Origin of the sequence: Enterococcus sp. AZ177 (genome assembly GCF_050544585.1) — a bacterium.
Classification (GTDB): Bacteria; Bacillota; Bacilli; order Lactobacillales; family Enterococcaceae; genus Enterococcus_L; species Enterococcus_L plantarum.
Genome location: NZ_CP172944.1, coordinates 2362911 through 2380333 on the forward strand (window position 1 = coordinate 2362911; position 17423 = coordinate 2380333).

23 protein-coding genes are annotated in these 17423 nt (G+C 35.8%); 9 read left to right on the forward strand and 14 right to left on the reverse strand.

Going from position 1 to position 17423, the window contains the following annotated elements; all coding sequences use genetic code 11:
* Window positions 1-80 precede the first annotated feature (80 nt).
* Window positions 81-653 (reverse strand): TetR/AcrR family transcriptional regulator, encoded by a 573-nt coding sequence (locus IGJ34_RS11475; RefSeq protein ID WP_069655400.1) that lies wholly within the window; start codon window positions 651-653, stop codon window positions 81-83.
* Between the two features lie 254 nt (window positions 654-907).
* Here IGJ34_RS11475 and IGJ34_RS11480 point away from each other — a divergent pair, with 254 nt between their 5' ends.
* The gene (locus IGJ34_RS11480; protein ID WP_206838110.1) at window positions 908-2146 is read left to right on the forward strand and encodes an aminopeptidase; all 1239 of its coding nucleotides are present in this window, start codon (window positions 908-910) and stop codon (window positions 2144-2146) included.
* 57 nt (window positions 2147-2203) lie between these two features.
* Here IGJ34_RS11480 and IGJ34_RS11485 read toward each other — a convergent pair whose 3' ends face one another.
* Window positions 2204-3076, reverse strand: a complete 873-nt coding sequence (locus IGJ34_RS11485) for a hypothetical protein (RefSeq protein ID WP_430597502.1) — start codon at window positions 3074-3076, stop codon at window positions 2204-2206.
* Between the two features lie 403 nt (window positions 3077-3479).
* Here IGJ34_RS11485 and IGJ34_RS11490 point away from each other — a divergent pair, with 403 nt between their 5' ends.
* Genes IGJ34_RS11490 through IGJ34_RS11500 form a run of 3 tightly spaced genes read left to right on the forward strand, consistent with a single transcriptional unit; the run spans window position 3480 to window position 4289 of the window.
* Complete coding sequence (locus IGJ34_RS11490; RefSeq protein WP_206838106.1) at window positions 3480-3860, forward strand: hypothetical protein; 381 nt, start codon at window positions 3480-3482, stop codon at window positions 3858-3860.
* Window positions 3857-4015: a hypothetical protein gene (locus tag IGJ34_RS11495; protein ID WP_430597503.1), complete on the forward strand. Its 159-nt coding sequence runs from the start codon at window positions 3857-3859 to the stop codon at window positions 4013-4015. Before IGJ34_RS11490 ends, IGJ34_RS11495 begins: the two co-directional genes overlap by 4 nt.
* Window positions 4002-4289 carry a hypothetical protein gene (locus IGJ34_RS11500; protein ID WP_430597504.1) on the forward strand — a complete coding sequence of 96 codons (288 nt, stop codon included), beginning with the start codon at window positions 4002-4004 and terminating at the stop codon, window positions 4287-4289. Before IGJ34_RS11495 ends, IGJ34_RS11500 begins: the two co-directional genes overlap by 14 nt.
* A gap of 38 nt (window positions 4290-4327) precedes the next feature.
* Here the strand turns inward: IGJ34_RS11500 and mazE are convergent, their stop codons facing one another.
* Window positions 4328-4558: a type II toxin-antitoxin system PemI/MazE family antitoxin gene (mazE, locus tag IGJ34_RS11505; RefSeq protein ID WP_430597505.1), complete on the reverse strand. Its 231-nt coding sequence runs from the start codon at window positions 4556-4558 to the stop codon at window positions 4328-4330.
* 167 nt (window positions 4559-4725) lie between these two features.
* Between mazE and IGJ34_RS11510 the strand changes: the two genes are divergently transcribed.
* The 4 genes from IGJ34_RS11510 (at window position 4726) to IGJ34_RS11525 (ending at window position 6791) form a co-directional block, all read left to right on the forward strand.
* On the forward strand, window positions 4726-5106 hold the full coding sequence (locus IGJ34_RS11510) for a hypothetical protein (protein WP_430597506.1): 381 nt from the start codon (window positions 4726-4728) through the stop codon (window positions 5104-5106).
* A 52-nt stretch (window positions 5107-5158) separates the two neighbouring features.
* Entirely contained in the window at window positions 5159-5515 is a 357-nt protein-coding gene (locus IGJ34_RS11515) for a helix-turn-helix domain-containing protein (protein ID WP_206838094.1), read from the forward strand.
* 181 nt (window positions 5516-5696) lie between these two features.
* Window positions 5697-6224, forward strand: coding sequence for a hypothetical protein (locus IGJ34_RS11520; protein WP_430597507.1), 528 nt, complete (start codon window positions 5697-5699; stop codon window positions 6222-6224).
* A 249-nt stretch (window positions 6225-6473) separates the two neighbouring features.
* Entirely contained in the window at window positions 6474-6791 is a 318-nt protein-coding gene (locus IGJ34_RS11525) for a hypothetical protein (protein WP_430597508.1), read from the forward strand.
* 89 nt (window positions 6792-6880) lie between these two features.
* Here the strand turns inward: IGJ34_RS11525 and IGJ34_RS11530 are convergent, their stop codons facing one another.
* Both IGJ34_RS11530 and IGJ34_RS11535 read right to left on the reverse strand, forming a co-directional pair.
* Window positions 6881-7756: a DNA adenine methylase gene (locus tag IGJ34_RS11530; RefSeq protein WP_430597509.1), complete on the reverse strand. Its 876-nt coding sequence runs from the start codon at window positions 7754-7756 to the stop codon at window positions 6881-6883.
* A 49-nt stretch (window positions 7757-7805) separates the two neighbouring features.
* Window positions 7806-9455, reverse strand: coding sequence for an AAA family ATPase (locus IGJ34_RS11535; protein WP_430597510.1), 1650 nt, complete (start codon window positions 9453-9455; stop codon window positions 7806-7808).
* A 276-nt stretch (window positions 9456-9731) separates the two neighbouring features.
* On the opposite strand from IGJ34_RS11535, the gene IGJ34_RS11540 reads away from it, so the two are divergent.
* Entirely contained in the window at window positions 9732-10337 is a 606-nt protein-coding gene (locus IGJ34_RS11540) for a hypothetical protein (protein ID WP_430597511.1), read from the forward strand.
* Between the two features lie 249 nt (window positions 10338-10586).
* On the opposite strand, the gene IGJ34_RS11545 is transcribed toward IGJ34_RS11540, so the two are convergent.
* From IGJ34_RS11545 to IGJ34_RS11585, 9 genes are read right to left on the reverse strand one after another with little or no spacing between them, the layout of a single operon-like run.
* The gene (locus IGJ34_RS11545; RefSeq protein ID WP_430597512.1) at window positions 10587-11348 is read right to left on the reverse strand and encodes a peptidoglycan amidohydrolase family protein; all 762 of its coding nucleotides are present in this window, start codon (window positions 11346-11348) and stop codon (window positions 10587-10589) included.
* 1 nt (window position 11349) lies between these two features.
* Window positions 11350-11562 (reverse strand): phage holin, encoded by a 213-nt coding sequence (locus IGJ34_RS11550; RefSeq protein ID WP_430597513.1) that lies wholly within the window; start codon window positions 11560-11562, stop codon window positions 11350-11352.
* A 38-nt stretch (window positions 11563-11600) separates the two neighbouring features.
* Window positions 11601-11735: a hypothetical protein gene (locus tag IGJ34_RS11555; protein ID WP_430597514.1), complete on the reverse strand. Its 135-nt coding sequence runs from the start codon at window positions 11733-11735 to the stop codon at window positions 11601-11603.
* 5 nt (window positions 11736-11740) lie between these two features.
* A complete protein-coding gene (locus IGJ34_RS11560) occupies window positions 11741-12220 on the reverse strand; it encodes a hypothetical protein (RefSeq protein ID WP_069655388.1) in 480 nt (159 codons plus the stop codon).
* A gap of 16 nt (window positions 12221-12236) precedes the next feature.
* Window positions 12237-13358 (reverse strand): metallophosphoesterase family protein, encoded by a 1122-nt coding sequence (locus tag IGJ34_RS11565; protein WP_430597515.1) that lies wholly within the window; start codon window positions 13356-13358, stop codon window positions 12237-12239.
* On the reverse strand, window positions 13306-15090 hold the full coding sequence (locus IGJ34_RS11570) for a hypothetical protein (RefSeq protein WP_430597516.1): 1785 nt from the start codon (window positions 15088-15090) through the stop codon (window positions 13306-13308). Before IGJ34_RS11570 ends, IGJ34_RS11565 begins: the two co-directional genes overlap by 53 nt.
* A gap of 11 nt (window positions 15091-15101) precedes the next feature.
* Complete coding sequence (locus IGJ34_RS11575; protein WP_430597517.1) at window positions 15102-15269, reverse strand: phosphoribosyl-ATP diphosphatase; 168 nt, start codon at window positions 15267-15269, stop codon at window positions 15102-15104.
* Window positions 15266-15466 (reverse strand): hypothetical protein, encoded by a 201-nt coding sequence (locus IGJ34_RS11580; RefSeq protein WP_430597298.1) that lies wholly within the window; start codon window positions 15464-15466, stop codon window positions 15266-15268. The genes IGJ34_RS11575 and IGJ34_RS11580 overlap by 4 nt, the downstream gene beginning before the upstream one ends.
* Window positions 15466-17415, reverse strand: coding sequence for a phage tail spike protein (locus tag IGJ34_RS11585; RefSeq protein WP_430597518.1), 1950 nt, complete (start codon window positions 17413-17415; stop codon window positions 15466-15468). The genes IGJ34_RS11580 and IGJ34_RS11585 overlap by 1 nt, the downstream gene beginning before the upstream one ends.
* Between the last annotated feature and the right edge of the window lie 8 nt (window positions 17416-17423).

Here is a 17423-nt window from a genome sequence, read left to right on the forward strand (position 1 = left end):
TAGAAATAACGATAATTAAACAAGAAAAGGCTGAAAGCAACGTCAATGAGTTTGCTTTCAGCCTTTTCGTTTGATTGCTCTTAACTATCGATATCAATCGGTTCATCGCGCTCTAAAATCTGCTCGATTGCATCTTTCATCAACTGTTCAATTTGTTGATCACTTGGACGAATGATTCCCGAAGTCATTAATGCCGCAATTCCCGTTGCAACGATCCAAGTTCCCATGTGAAGAGAATTGATTTCTGAGTCATTTAATTTTTCGTAGTCAGGGTCTTTTTTGACCGCATTGGAAAAATAGCTATAAGAAAACTCTTGCATTCTTTTTCCACCACCATATTCTTCTAAATATAATGCGCGGTATAATTTACTTTCGTTTTTAGCAAAGTGAATGTAATTTAACGCTAAGTCCACAATAGTATTGTCTGTATGAGTGACAGGAAATACTTCTTTTGCTAAATATTCGTGAATCTTTTCAAATAATTCTTCTTTTAAATCATCCATATTTTTAAATTCTAAATAAATAGGTTGTGTTGAGCATTTCATTTTGGTTGCAATGTTTCGTGCGGTGAATTTCGAAAAGCCTTCAGTGGCCACTACTTCGTATGCAGCATTTAAAATCTGATCTTTAGTAATTGTTTTTTTTCTTGCCATAATCTTTCAATCCCCTCTACCTATCCTTTACAACGCTTCCATATCAATACTACAGTTATTGTAACACGATTTGTTTAATCTGCAAAATTCTAGTACTTCAATTTATATTATTTTATTAATTTGATTAGACGGGACTTTCAAGAGCTTTTTTTCAGAATTAAATAAGCTGTTAGACTTGCTCGTTTGTTTGAGTTCACGAACTCTACGTGTTATGATATGAACGGTTACATGAATGAAAACTAGGAGGTTATTCTATGACATTACCAAATTTTAATGAGATATTAAAAAAATATGCGAGATTAATTGTCGCAACTGGTGTAAATGTTCAAAAGGGACAAAGTATCGTTTTACAAATTAATGTTGATCAAGCACCTTTGGCTCGATTGATTACAGAAGAAGCATATAAATTAGGGGCTGGTGAAGTAATTGTTCAATGGAATGACGATATCATTCAACGTGAATTTTTATTACATGCAGACGAAAAGTACTTGGAAAGTATTCCTCAACATAAAATAGACCAAACGGATGACTGGGTCAACAAAGAAGCTAGCCGAATCAGTGTTGTCTCATCTAATCCTGATGCTTTAGCTGGAGTAGATCCAGATCGTGTAGCTGCTTTCCAATCTGCTTCTGGCAAAGCGTTAGTTAATTTAAGAAAGGCTACACAAGCGAATAAAGTCAGCTGGACAGTTGTTGCCGCCGCAGGTAAAGAATGGGCAGCTAAAGTCTTCCCAGACTTGAAAGACAGTGAGCAACAAGTCGATGCACTCTGGGATCAGATATTTAAAACAACTCGTGTTTACGAGGCAGACCCTGTTGCCGCTTGGCAAGCCCATGATAACAAGTTAGCTACAAAAGCAGACGCGTTAAATAAAGAACAATTTAAAGCATTACACTACACAGCACCAGGTACAGACTTAGTGATTGGTTTGCCCAAAAATCATTTATGGGAAGGTGCCGGTAGCGATAACGTTCGTGGTGAAAAATTTATGGCTAATATGCCAACAGAAGAAGTTTTCACCGCTCCTGACAGCCGTCATGTTGATGGTGTTGTTTCTAGCACTAAACCATTAAGTTATGCCGGAACAACTATCTCTGGTATGAAATTTACATTTAAAGACGGTAAAGTCATTGATTTTTCTGCCGAACAAGGAGAAGATGTATTAGCGAAATTACTTGAAACAGACGAAGGCGCACGCCATTTAGGCGAAGTAGCGTTGGTTCCAGACCCGTCTCCTATTTCTCAATCAGGTATTATTTTCTACAATACTCTATTTGACGAAAATGCTTCAAATCATTTAGCGTTTGGCTCCGCCTATGCTTTTAACTTAAAAGGCGGAACTGAAATGACTGAGGAAGAATTAATAGCAGCAGGTCTAAACCGCAGTCATACTCATGTTGATTTCATGGTGGGATCAGATCAAATGGATATAGACGGCATTAGAGAAGATGGCACACGAGTTCCGATTTTCCGTAGTGGGGATTGGGCATAGCATAAAAAAAAGCTGAAACCAACCTCTTTAATATGATTGGTTTCAGCTTTTTTATTATTAATAAGGGAAATAAAATTCAGCAGTGTAGCCGATAGTTGTAAGCCCTCTTCTGATTATATATGTTTGATAAGCAATTGCTTTGCGATTAACATCTTTCAACTCTTTGTCAGCATAAGCGTTCATTGATTTAGCATTTTTGAATAATTTCAAAGAATTACTCAACATTGATTTTGGTACGCCTACTGATTTATAGTTGATCTCACCAGCGAATGTTTTATTATCTCTATAAGATATTTTTCCAGAGTAGTTGATTGTTGCGTAGTTTTTCTTAGGAACTAGTTTCACTTCAATTGCTTCTAAACGATAAGAATATTTTGATGTTCCTGAAGGGACTCCGCCTTTTTCCCAACCCATCCAGCCAAACTCTTGGGCATGAACACGATAAAATACATCATATACTTGACCCAATTGACCTGTTAGCTTGATTTGAATGGCTTCTAAACGTTTTTTCTGACCAGACGTTCCTGATGATTGGCCATTTTTCTTCCAAGCTTGCCAACCAATATCTTGTACGTGTGTACGGTATTCAATATTTCCACTATAAGGTGAATTTTTAACTTTCAATTGAATGGCTTCTAAACGTTTTTTCTTACCTGATGTTCCTGATACTTGAGCATTACTTTTCCATCCTTGCCAGCCGATATCTTGTACATGTGTACGGTAAGTAACAGATGCTGATTGTGCTGCACGTTCACTTCGCGCAAATGATTCTGCTGTTTCTGAATCATTGCTTGGCAAAATCTCTGCAGTTTGTAAATCTCCATAAGGTGCTACTGTGATCTCTTCTTCTGCCGCCCTAACATTTGATGCTCCTCCAAATAATGATAACGACAATGATAAACCTAATAATACTAAACTAACCTTTTTCATTTTCTCACAATCCTTTCTTTGTAACATCATAATTATATAATATATACTAGTTAAATTACAATAGTCATTTAAAAACATTTTTAAATTTTTGGTAGTTTTTCCATATCTAGTGAAACAACTTCTATACTAATAGTGTGAAAACAAAAAAACACCTATCAAATCAACGTTTGACAGGTGTTATTTACGTTCTCGACTAACTAAACCTACCTATTAAATAGTTAGAAACTGATAGAACTTTCTTATTTATATTGAGTTTGTCTCTATATAAATAGACTGCGTTTTATAATAATTTGGCACAAAATTTGGCACAAGAGAATTTCCGACAATCAGTTAAGTATCTCATTCTGGACAAACAGAACATACATTCGTATAATAGCCATACATTAAAAGGATGGTGTTTATCATGACAGATCATATTGATTTATCAGATCCTTATTTCCGAAAATACGAAGATAGAGGGATGAAAAAATGGCAAGGTTTCTTTTTGGCCGAACATACGGCAAGCGTATCGCGAGAAAATAAACGTCTACGCAAAGTAGTCCCGCAAAGAAGAAAAATGACCGAGGGGGAAATTGGACAAATATGTGAATTTGCTTTTAAAAATGATCGGCAAGTGACTGTCCAACTTGAAATTAAGGATACCGAAGGTAAATATTTTGATGATACTATAGGTTTTATCGAAGGATTTGATGAGTTAGGTTATATCATCAATGACACAAAAGTACATTATGATGAGATTCGCAATGTAGAGTTGTTTGATTTTAGGAAATGGAACAGCATATGAACTTAATCGATGACTATGAGGCTGGGTTATTATCGTATGAAGAGTTCCAACACTTCTTATGGGGTTGTGGTCAAAGATTGATAAACGAGGTTGGATTAGATAAGTTTGTATTTTACTTAAATGCTGAGGAGGGCGAATTTTATGAACAAGAATAGCTATGTTGGTGTAGTAGATAAGATCAGGGTAATCAACATGTTTCCAGTTACTAAAATCCGTTTTACACTTCACTCCTCTGAAGATATCAACTGTATAGTCAGAAAAAAAGAGTTAGCAAATTTAATTTTATTTTTAGATGAAGGTAAATATGAAGTATCTGTTCATGGTTATTATAATAGTAGAAATCAGCTAGTTATCGAGAAATTCTTCGTTCGCAATCCTGATAGTTTTATCCGTGAGTTTGTTTTAAAGCCTATGGCAAATATCGCTTGATCCCTACTTTTATAGTAGGGATTTTTGTTTTCACTGACTCAAAATTCTTCTCTTCCCTCTATTCTAGATTCTCCCCATTCATCCTCTTCGTAAAGCTCGCCTATACTTCCGCCTGTAAATGGATCGTCAATTTTTGGTACTAAAGTAATTGTGCCATCCCCTGAATAAACAACAACATACTCTTTGTTAGATTCCAGTTTCTCTCCGTTGTTAGCTGGTAATGTCACCACAACAGAACTACCTTGTAATCTCGTCTTTGTTGTTATCATACGCACTCCTCCTATAAGCATTTACTTTAAATATATACGTTCTTCCCGCATAAACCAGTTATTTTACAAAAAAGATTAATTATTTTACAAAAACCACTTCCCAAACCACGCTTTGCGTGGTAAACTAAGTATGTAATCAAGTAAGAGAGCAAAAGGAGCGTACAAAAATGAACTTAACAATAGACGAATTAAAAGAACTTATGGAAGACTTTGAGTGGGATCATTCAGCTGCTGGTATCCGTTTCGAGGAAAAAGAATATAAAGTTGGAGATGTTATCTTTGATAGCAAGCATAATCATGACAGAGAGGACGAAAGAGCGTTTCCGGAGTACGGGACTGAAGAGTATTACGAAATGGCTGAGTTCCCTGGAGTTAGCACTTACAACTCAAGCATTATCGAGCAAGTTGAAGAATGGATTGGCTACCACAAACATTGTTACATCGTAGTAGGCGATGGCAAAAGCTGGCATGACAGTATTGACGATTATGTATTAGATGATGATGAACTAGTCATCGAAGACGGAACGGTTGCTTATATCATAAAATAATTTGGAGGGAATCTCCTTCCCTCTCTTACTTAAACCAGAAAGAGGTAATAATATGAAATACGATTTGTTTGCAACACTTTATGCGGAGGCTCAAGAGTATAGCAATGTGGAAATGTACATCGCGGAACGCGGATGGCAAGAATGGATGGATAACTACCCAAGTGAACAGCTCGGAAACATCTTGACATCTATCTACGAGTTGGCTACAACATCACTAAAAGAAATTAGAGAGTCACGAAAAATCAGCCGGGCAGCATTTTCTCGAGTATACAATATCCCGGTTAGGACTTTAGAGGATTGGGATACTGAAAAAAGAAAAATCACTGATTATAACAAGATGCTTATTGCTTACACATTTTTCATGAATGACTTTTTAGATAAATCAGCGGAGAGCAACAAACATGAATGACATTGTAATTTCGGGTAAGCACATAATAATTTTAGCTTTCATCATTCTGTTGTTATCTCTTTTTATAACAAAATCCAAATTTTACAAAGAAAGATTTTGGATAGCCTGTTTTTTATATTTCGTGATATTGGTAAAACTTGTTTTGGATAGCGTTAACAACCTTTTACTATAGATTTTAAGCGTGAAACAAAAAGGAGAAACAGATATAATGACCTCTAAATGCGAATTTTGCGGAAAAGAAGTTAAGCGTAAAGGGAGCAAATTTTGCTCTAGAAAATGTTACGCAGATTCTAAACAGAATATTAAACAATGTGTTGTATGCGGTAAATCATTTGCGGAGCCGCCTAGTAGTGAAAAAGTTTGCTGCTCTCATTCTTGTGGTAAAGAACATCGGCAACAGCTACAACTCACTGGCACTTATGACAAAACAAATGAAAAGTGGTTGCTAGAAAAAGAAAAGTATTTTGCTGAACATCAAGGAGATAAACATCCGAACGCAAAATACTGGAAAATAAAATCACCAATAGGTAAAATCTACGAAACAGTCAATCTTAAAGACTTTATACGCCAAAACCTTGAGTTGTTCGATGGTAGCTCTGTAAGACAAGCTTTTGATGGTATCGTTAAAATAAAGGCATCAGAACAAGGTAAAAGAAAGCGTCCAGTAAAGTCATACAAAGGTTGGACTCTATTAGATTGGCGAGATTAAAATAATTTCCTCCCCTCCTTGCGTATATTATCGTAAGGGGGTTTTTATGTGGATCGGATAATTATGTTAGATGGTAATGTAGTAGGATTGGTCAGCGATGATGGTGCGGCTCGATGGGAGTTTGAGAGTTTCGAGGATGCTGTAGAGTTGTATAGGTTACTGGTGTTGAGTATGGATATTGAGGATAGGATTGCAGTGTTGTGCGAGAATAGTTTATAATCAAAAGTATCACAAAGGGGGATTCGTAACATGAAAAAGACCATGTTAGTAGGTTTTATATCTTTTGTTTTAGGTGGTTTAGCTTTTACCGCAATATCGCAAACCGTTGAAGGTGCAAAAGACAAAGTAAAGGCGTCTGACTATTCTATTTACGGTTATAGAGTAGGTCGCTCCAAGTCTGACGAACTTATAAAGCAATATAACGACGCTTTGAAAGCTAAGGATTCAGAAGCGACAAGAATGTATCAAGAAATATTAATTGAGCAAAATTTTGTAATAATAGGACAAAATTTAGAAAGCCAAAGCCAGAACGCAGATATAATTAAGGCGCTAGGTAAATTAAGATAGTTTTTTCGACTTAAATAAGCCCCCACAATCGTGAGGGCTATTTATTTGCATAAAAAAACCGATCTTAGCTAGTCGCTTTTTCAAAAATATTATTCTATTTCTTGCAAAGAAACATTGGCAAAAGAATTTACTTTAGTAATTGGACTTGCGAAAAGAACCTCTGTTGCGATTTTTTTTGTATTGGCAGAATAGTTCAATTGATATTCATACTTGCTTTTAGCTGAATTATAATAATTAATTATTTGAATATTTTTATCATAGGTTGTAATCCAATGGTAGTCAATTAATGAAAGAATATTCCTTGCAAGCCTTTTATGGTCCTTTTGATTAATAAATGACAGATAAAGGTTCTTTCCCTGAACATAGTACGGCGGATCAAAAAAAATGAAAGTTGAATTTGGAGAATAATTTTCTTTGATAATGCCTATTAAAGAGTTAGCCTCTTTTCGAAAGATTTTGATATCTGATTTTCTTTCGGCAATTGCAATTATCTTGCTTATCAATGCCACTTTATTAAATCGACAATCTAACTTATAAGCACCTTCTTGTCTTCGCCCTCCTATTGGTCCACCATTTATTATTCCACTGACATTAGTACGATTAAGATAGAATGTTGCAAATCCACCCTCTAAAGAATTCATTTTTGACTTATTTTGTAGGTAAATTTCCCTTTGATTATTCCATTCTTCAATTGTAATCGGTGTATCTTCAATCATTTTAATAAATTTATCCGTCTGATTTAATATTGCATTCCAAAATGAATAAATGGATTTATCATAATCATTAATCACTATCTTAGAGACATCACGATTAAGTAACAATTCGATAGCTACTCCTGCTCCTCCTGCAAAAGGTTCTATATACGTCACATTATTCAATTTATTGAGATCAATCAAATTTTTTACATATTTAGAAAGTTGCGTCTTACCACCTGGGTATCTCAAAGGAGATTTTGTAACAGGCATCTTCATCACCTCGCCTTCTATTCTATCAGAATTAATTCATTTTGGCCAGTTATGAAATGTTTATTATTGTTCGACCAGAATTAACCGCGATATTATTATAAACACTAATAAACCTCTTCATAAAATGTTCACAAATTTCTTGATTTTCATTAAACCAGTATGGAAATACCAAAGTACAGATATCCTCGTTATCAGAAAACCATGCTTTAATTTTATCTTTTTTTGTACCTCTTCTATATTTTTTGTCCGGTCCTCCATCTAATAATGTTTGCTTGTAAAAACCCATACTTTCAAGATCTGGTTCATAATAAAACCTATTATTTTCATCTAAATTTGAGATATATTCCCACATTTCTTTCTCTATATATTGCTTTCCAGGTAATACAAGTAAACTTTCTTTCGGATTATCAATTTTTTCATTATAACTATACATTGAACCTTTCAATCCTTGATGAATATCATTTGATTTTACATCAGGATCCAAAACAGTAATAACGTTTAAATTAAAATAGTTATAATCTTCTCTGATTAGTTTAAGCAATTCATTATAGCCAATAAATGTCTCCAACAAATTTATGTTAAAATTCACGTTTTTGTATGGTTCTTGCAAAAGAATATTATTTAACATCCAGCGACCCACCTCGTCTTCAGTATAGATAACTATAGGTGTTTTAACCGTTTGTCTACTGTATGATATCATTAATTGATTTCTGATGTATGATATCGAAGGATTCTCTTTTATCTCTAATTTTCCTCTTCCAGTACTGAAATATTGCAGTGTAACTTTATCAGAATGTTTTTTTGATTTATTTTGAAAGTTTTTTATATGTTCCAGCATAGTCAAACTGTGTGTAGTGAATACAATTTGCACATCTAGTCTATTTGATTCTTTAAACAAAAAATCCAAGAGGTGATTTTGCGCTGCTGGATGGAGGGTAGAATCAATTTCATCAATTAACAGTAATCCTCCGAAATAGTTTTTATCTAATTTGACTTTTAATCTTTCAAATGATAACAAAGAAAGTAAAATTTGAGATAAATTATCTTGGCCTGCTGAATTCGACAGTGCGCCGTAATCTTGGGTTATAATCCCTGAGCTCTTTTTTCCTTTAGCCTCTTTAATTGACAATGAGCTAGAAGCTTTGTACTCATCCATAGAACTTAGTATAGATTTATGATTTTCCAAATAGTAATTCTTTTCATAATCACTAAACTCCATATCAGTTATGTCGACCTCAGCAGCTTCTCCTATTGGATAAAGTCTTCCTAAGCCCAAATAATATGTTGGCCACTCCAATTTTGCGCTAGTCTCCCTTATATTTGACAACTCTTTTGGTAATAAGCGAAATCTGTTTCCTGATTGCCATGTTGCTCTAAATGGTAGACTATCAACAAATTGGTAGTTATAGATATCCCCGTCATTTCTAACATCATCAAAATATAAAGTATATAGATTTGTTCCAGAATCATCATAAGGTTTCTCGCCTTTTATTATATCTGCCCATTCAGATCTAAATCTATTCCCATTAATATGTTTTCCTATGTCGGAATCAAGTTCCCCACAATTACCGAGAATTCCTAAAACAGTTGACTTTCCTACACCATTTTGTCCAGCCAAGCATGTCAGTTGAGTACCGAATTTAATATCTACATCTTGTAACTTCCTAAATTTCTCTGCATGGAGCCTTGTAACTTTCAAGTTAATAATCTCCCATCCAATTTGAATTTTTACATTTCGTAAATAATTATATTTCTTTTGGGATGTTTTTTCAATATACTAATAAACTTTAGGCCCTTATAATTTTTTTATGTAAAAGCCCTCCAATCAAGGAGGGCTATTTTATTAACCAAAGAACTCTCCACCCTTTAGTTTTATATCTTTAAGCAAAAATATTTATTTTAATTGTTAGAAAATTATTGACAAAATAAATACCTTTATGTAATATAAATTTAACTCAATCGCGATGAGTAAAAAATGAAAGTTGGGATAAAAATGAGGAAAAAATTTTTTAAATTGGCTGTATCGGTATTTGCGGGAGTAATATTTTGTTCAGCGACAGCACCTTATGCTGTTTTCGCAAACGAAGTAGAAAATATTGAATCGGCGGAGAAGGAAGAGTTAGGTCTTGACGGAGACAGCTCTTTAAATACGTCAGAAGAGGATGCAGATGTTTACACACTAACAGCAGAGGATGAGGCTAAAATTAGTCAAGCGGTTGATAATTATCTAGCAGCGTCAGGATTTAACCCTCTGATGCAAGCTCGAGGTTTCGGAAAAAAATGGTGGAACTCCAGATCATTTGTTGGTAATGTTATTGATGCTGCTTTAATTGTTGTTGGAATTGGTTCTGCAGCAAAAAGCGGGCAAGCTGCAATGAAACTCATTAGAGCAAACAGACGTAATATCACAAGAGTTATAGAAAAACAAATAGCAAATAGAATTGGTATTAGTGTTAGTGGCATCCTTAGTAGCGCATTTGATTTCGTAGGAACTATTAGTGGTTATTTCAGCGTTGGGTATCTTATTGCGTGTGGTTTAGATAAAGCAGATCGTAGATATGATGGTTATATTTTAGCTTAAGAAAAGGGGCTTTTATATGGCGTTTAAGAACAAAATGAAGAAAAGAGCTTCATTGATATTGATTGCTTCTGTTATAGTATTTATTGCGTCCTTCTGGGCAATCATTGAATCGAAATACTTTTTCGGAGTTTTTGGTATTATAATTAGTTTAATAGGAATATATATCTACTCTAAATTAATAAAAGAGATTAATTCTATAGAAGAATAATTAGTTAAAAATAGCCCTAGACTTTTCTAGGGCTATTTAATTTAATTAAAAAAGCCTTTGCCCCAAGTCGTATCGACCTGCCCATCATCGGGACCAACAGCAACATACCGACGTTTACCGCTACAAGCAATATAACTAATCCATGCATAACCGTTGGCCATAATATAGCTATCATACGGAATCGCCATACCTGCATTGTAATAGTCTAGAGCTGGGCTTGCTGTATCGTCTGGATTTGTATCTGCGCTTACTGCCAGCTGTCTATCAGGATAAAATGTACCGCTCATAGTAATTCTTTTACCTGGATCTTGCGGAACTGGATCAATTGGCTTTGGTGTGCTTGGTTTAGGATCAGGGCTACCGCCCGTATTACCTATAAAACGATAAATAGTAATATCTGGTTGTCCGTTATATCCCCAGATAATATCATGATCGTTGATTGTAATGCCATTATAGCCGTAGTTACAATGAATAATATTGTCGTTATCATCTACAAAGATACCAGTGTGCCCTGCCTCACCTAACGTAAAACCACGAGTTCCCCAGATAAAAATATCCCCTCTTTTAGCTGGATAGTTCCCGTTGATAGGTTGCACTTGTTGCCAGCCGTTACGTTCTAAATCGATAAATAATGTCTCCGTGTTGCCCATTGATCCAGCTTTCAAAAATCCACCAGCTATTAGAGCATTGTAAACGGCGCTAGAACAATCATAACTACTAGGTCCTAGACGTGCTGTCATGCTGTAAGTAACTTTTCCTAGCCGTTCTGACATCCATTTAATCATTGCGTTAATGTTGCTCATTTTAGTCCCCATCTCCGCTCTTATGATAATTAATACTTGATACGCCTAAACTAGTGCCTAAGAACACAGTTAAAGCATTCAAAATTGTCACGGTAGGTTCTGTATATTGCCAATCTAAACTGTTACCGACTGTAGAAATAAGGACGGCTCCAGCAGGCAATACTGTGATTACAATCCATTTCAACAGATTATAAGTTTTGTTGTTCATATTCATATTATCCGTACCTCCTAAAAAAGAGAAAGCCACTAAGCTTACTCTTTTGTTTTTTTGATATTCTGTTCTTCTTTTTTCTGTTCTTCGAGAATTCTTAATACTTGATCGTTTAAAACATTTTTTACTGCTCGTTTCCCTTTACACCAGGGATTCCACCATTGACAATAGCTCATATTGTTCACTCCTTTCTAGAAAATAGATAACTTATTGTTGCAGTAGCTACCGCCACATACAAACCGTTCGTTTGCATAAATTGATTAGCAGTCTCGCCTATTAGCGCCGAAAAGATAATCAACAGTAGGAATATGCTAATCGTTATCACAAAGACCCTCACAATACGAGGTAACGATTCCCAAACTTGTCTAAACAAAACCTTCTTTGCAATCTCTACGTCAGTTGCTAAAAGAGCAAGCTTTGCTTTTTGTTGGCTTTGGTCTTCTTGTATCGAGATAACAATCTCATAGATTTTGTTTAGCATTTCAGTGTTCCGTGTCTGTTCAACTTGCATTGCTTCAATTTTTCCAATTGCTTCTAATAAATCTTGTTTACTTGCGTACTTTTTACTGGCAACTTCATTTACCTGCTTTTCTAAATCTTCTTTTTTTATATAGCGATCATCGAAAATGTCCTGTAATTCTTCGAGTTTCACATCATTCATTTGTCCACCTACTCTCTTAGTAACTAAATTCTCTATTTGTCGCTCTTCCGCATCCTAAAATAGTAATTTTTCGATTATTTGTATCAATCTGTATCACTTGTAAAGCATCTTCTTTGGCTGTGCCCAATGACGTTTCTGGTTGCCAATCTTCGAAAACAGCTTGGCGACAAATGATTACATTAAACCCCTCAACTAAAGTCATTTTTTCTGTATGATTGTGCCCGGCAATGTATCCTACAAAATTACTCGTTTTGCGATTCGAAAAGTCTACCGCAAAATTTACGCCGAAATCTTCTTGGTAAACACTAGTACTATCACTTACAAGTTTTACTGATGTTCGATCATTAAACGCCTTGATCATTTTTATCAAACTCTTATGATTTATTGAGTTCGCCTCATTTTGAGAACCATCAATTGGGACGTGACTAAACATCACTACATGATAATCATCTGGGCAATTACCTAGCGCTTCTTGTGCTATCCATTTTAGCTGCCTTTCTCTAAATCCCATGGTGCCCATACCGTAATACTTCAGCTTGCCTGCAGAATCAACTATTGTTGGATTATCAATCGAGTCTAAAAATATAATTCTGATTTTGTATTTTGTATAATCTTTGTAGCCATAAAGACTATCTCCATCTCTCACTTCACCGTAATTACATGCTTTTGTTCTATACATGGATTTAAACTCATCCGCAGTGATAACATCACTTAAAGCTGGTTTTACTTTGTTAAAATCACTCGGCTTTTGCGATCCGTCATCATGATTCCCTCGTAACGCAAAGCGGTCAGCTTTATTGCCGGCGAAGAAAAACGACAGCCATTGATTCATTATAGTTACGTTAAGTTGTTTCCCTATCCGTCCACTTTGAACATTATCGCCTCCAGCAATCAGTACATCGACAGAATCTTGTAAATAAACTAAATTATTTACCTTGGATATTCCGTCTGCTACATGTTGCACCCAATACCACAAATCATAGTGATTGTCCGTCTGATAACCGATGGAAATTAAATTGGGATTAATTTTATTTTTTAATTCATCAAGTGCAGACTTATAAAAGACCTCTGGTACATCCAGAGGCTTAACTGGGAAAGTTTGATTCTGTATAATAAATTCCCGTACCTTGGAAATCATATCCAGAAGAAGGTAACGAACCGGCAGTTAAAAGTCTGAAGTTTCCAGATCCACCATAAAGTGTAGCAGCAAGTTGTTCTCCGCCGTTTGATCCTAACGGAACACCAAAACTTCCAGGACTTTGCGGAACAAACCCTTTTGGGAAAGGCGCAAGATTTGCCCATCTGACTGGACCAGATAAACTTAGATAGATACCAACAGTTACTAGGTTACCTACACGCCAAAGTCTGATAAAGCCACTTTTTATATTTGCATTTGTTGAAGTATTGAGTTTTATTTCTTTATAGGCTACCCCTCTATCGACTGCAATTGGAATATTGTTAATTTGAGGAATGCTAGTAAAGTTTTTAACACCGCCAACATCTTCATCTCCTACTTTTCCAACAAATTTTCCTTTGACCCACTCTGAAATTGCTTGGAAAACGCGAACTGGCGTCATATATTTGTTGGATACTTCCCCAATTTCAGCTTCTTCCTGTGTAGCTACACTGTAATTTTCCACTAGGCCTAATCCTATTTGAGATTTTGACACATTATGCGGATTATCATCGTTATCTGTATGTTCATCTAATTCGGTTTTAGTAGCCAGATTCGATACCTCTGATTCAACATAACTTTTTTTCACGAATCCTGACGTCTCTAGTACAGTCAAAGGATTCAAAGAAATCGTTAATTGTGTACCTATATAATCCGTATCAACTAAAGATGCAGTAACACCATTGGCACTATCTGTGTAAACCAGGACATTCAATTTCCCCTCACTACTGATAAAGTTACTATCATTGATGTCAATCTTAAAATCAGTATAATCAGCTGCGTTTTGTTGGATTTGTGTAGTATAAGTATTCGCTGATTCTAAATAGGTAGCTACTTTTAAAACTTTGTTACCTGAGGAGCTGGCTTTGCTTCTTGTATTTAAGCTAAAGGAGATGAAATTATCTTTCACGAATTTAACTGATTCGCCAATGTCTAAACCATCAAATATATTTGGTGCCAATTGCTTAACCGTTTCTAATATGTCAAACTCGTATCTCTGTTGCGGAACAATACCATTTCTCATCGATTCAGTAGAAACACCCGTATCATCACGACCAGCTACTTTGTTGTATTCTTCTTGATTCATTTCTGTCCAACTAGCAGTAGGTGTTTTTAAACTCGTTGAAGAGTTATCTGCGTAAGCAACATGGGGATTGCTAGATTTATTGCCAGCCGTTTTACCAGAAAAATCCATAGTTTTAGAAGTATTTATTGGACCGCTAAACATTTGTACAGCATCAGCTGAAGTCAATCGATCCCCAAAATCTTTGATTAATCGAGCTTGTAACGTGGTTTGTTTGATTCCTTGTGTATCAGTTCTTGCCTGTACAATTTCTGGAGTGCTATCCCCAGATTCAGCAACTACGTCCTCAAATTCATTTCTTAGCGCATCGAAATCTTGTTTGTTTTGGTTGGCAGTACCAATTGCCCGATTTGACGTATCAACGGCTGTTTTTGAATCAGCAATTGCTTGGTCCGCTTTTTTATTGGCGTTTTCTCCAGCTTCTTCGGCTATTTCCTTAGCTTGATTACCAGCATTCTCAGCTATCTCTTTTGCTTGTTTTACACCTTCTGTCAGTTCAGTCTTGTAAGCATCTACCTTTTCTGATGATGCGTTTGATTGATCTAAAACAGCATTAATTTTTACGCGTCCTTGGTTTAGTGTGTCTGTTTCTTTGATTTGTTCAACTGCCATTTAAATCACCTCTATTCTTTTTCAATTGATTGGATTGTCATTTTTTGTTCGATGTGTTCCCCAAGTAAGATAAAGCTATTTTCGGAAGTGTTAGACAGTTCTTCAAAAATCTCATCTAAAGTTTTATTTGTTTCTGCAGTAAATGCTTCTCCATCTATTTTTTTCACTTTAATTTTCATTCTATTCCCTCCAATTCAGCATTAACGATTTCGATCAGAGCAACCTCACTCACTCTTACAGTTGCAGTATCGATCATTTCACAAAACTCGCTTTTACTTTTCAATATTTTGTTCCGGATTTCCTTTGCTTCTGATTCTTTTTCAAAATACATCTGTACATGAACACCATTCTTCAAAGTAACTACTAAAGCTTTCATTAAAATTGACCTCCTAGTTGTGATTGAATAAATACACGACAAATAACTTGCGCTTCGATTCTCGCAAGTCTGTTTGGTTTAATCTGTATTGTATGATTACCTCTGGATATTTTCCCAGAGGTTGTTTTTCGTAGATGGTCCACTAAATTAAGTCGTTGTTGGCTTGTCTCATGTTGCGTAAGTGTTTTCCCATCTACAATGATATCAACACTGCTTGCACTATTCGGAGCTTCGTATATCCCCCATTCGAGAGGATGTGTATGGTCTGGTAACGTGACTTGATGCGTATGTGCTGGAATAGTTACATTGTGAGTATGGCTTGGAATGCTTACATTGTGAGTATGTGCTGGAATACTTACGTTATGCGAGTGGGCTGGAGTAGTTACGTTATGCGAATGATTACCGCTCTCTTCTCTTGTATACAAATTACCGTTGATACCCCTGAATTCTACTATTTGACCTCTTGCTGCCTCATACCTCAATGTATTTTCTGAGATTGGTCCAGCCGTGGAACTTCTTGCAAACATCAAATGCCTATGGTTACCTCCAGCGCTGCTTGTCTGAGTGCTCTGGCCATTTACAGAGCTAGTCGCCACGCTACCGCCGCCAGCTCCACTTGTGGCTATGCTCCCGCCACCAGCAGTACTCGTTTGAGTGCTAGCACCACCAGCAGAAGTAGACTGTACTCTTGCCCCTCCGCCTTTGACTGCTTTAGTGTATCCTCGATATCTTTTCGTTTTAAACGTCAATTCAACCGTGTTCACATGAAATACATCGTCATCCAAGTAAAACTCTATAATCGCTGGATATGCTGACTCGCAATTATCTTGATAGCTATAATTTAAAATGTTTGTAGCACCTTGTGAGTATGTCTCATTGATCTGTTGTTTACGCCCTAAATCCGACATCGTAGTCGTGATATCATCTTTAAGATTGCCCAAATCTAATTGCAAATTTTGCGGGGCGCCGAACACATCACTTTTAGCTTCTTTCTTAATTCTTAAGTTAACGGAGCCAAAATCATTTGTATTAATCATTGCAACTCCACCCTTACGAAGTTTGTCTACGATTAGTGGGTCATCTGTTAGTTTTGTTAAGTCAGCAGCGTTTACGGACCAACTGACTTTAGGAATCGACCATTTTTCCAACATGTTGAGAGCATTATCTTTCAAAGCCTGTGGAATAGTAAATCGTTGGTCCACCCAAACATATTCGACTAAGCCATATTTTTCTATGGAATCCTTGTCTTCAACATATGAAATACCATTATTGACTGATTTTATATTTATTTGGTTAATTCCTTCGCCCGATCCTAAAGGATAAACCCGGTTGACAAGATTATTCGGATCTTTTTCGATCTCAAAACCTTGCATATTGTACCCTTCTTGAATTCGAGCAACTACTTCTGTTTGTGGTCTAACAAGTGATAGTTCAAATGGATAAACTTGTGTGTCCCATTCCCAAACATAGTCTTCGTCAAATGCAGCAGGAATAGAAAACAAAGCATCCGCTAATCCATTTTCATTCTCCCACGCATAGCTGAAATACCGTGTAAACTCACAATTCTTCAGCACCCAATGCTTTGTTGTTTGCTTCCCTAAAACATAATTAATCACATCAACAGTTTTGCGATTCACTAATTCATGGTAGCCAAAAAGGACACTGTCGAGTAGTGTCCCTAGGGCGTGAGTTGCAGTATAGATTATTTTATTGTTACTGGCATCTTTTTGAATTGTTGACGGCATCACTCGATATAGACCAATGTATTCATCTTCATTATCGGTTAGTTCTACCCATAATAATTCTTGCAACGAATCATTCTTTGGATCATCTAATGGCATCGTGAATTCAATATTACCTATCTGATTTTCAATTTTATCGTAGCTGACATTGTAAGCATTATCTAAAATAGCTGTGTACTCCCGATTTAAGTCCATTGACATTAGCAAGGTGATAA